1 protein-coding gene is annotated in these 208 nt (G+C 50.0%); it reads right to left on the reverse strand.

Annotated features, from left to right (window positions below):
• On the reverse strand, positions 1-208 hold a 208-nt coding region (locus tag DMB71_RS00005), incomplete at both ends, for an Ig-like domain-containing protein (RefSeq protein WP_162614712.1).

Consider the following 208-nt stretch of genomic DNA (forward strand, 5'->3'; position numbering starts at 1 on the left):
GGAAGCTGATTGGCGCAGTTGAGTTATAGTTGGCTGCAGGCGTAAAAGTGATCGCTCCCGAAGCTGTAATATTTACCGTTCCGTTTGGAACCGCTATGGTTTGAACTCCGCCTGTAAGCGCCGTTCCATTGATTGAAGCAATAGAAAGCGCATCTCCGTCCGCATCCGTATCGTTGGCAAGAGGCGTCAGAGCAATCGTATTGTCTTC

The sequence above is a fragment of the Flavobacterium tistrianum genome (genome assembly GCF_003254545.1).
GTDB lineage: Bacteria > Bacteroidota > Bacteroidia > Flavobacteriales > Flavobacteriaceae > Flavobacterium > Flavobacterium tistrianum.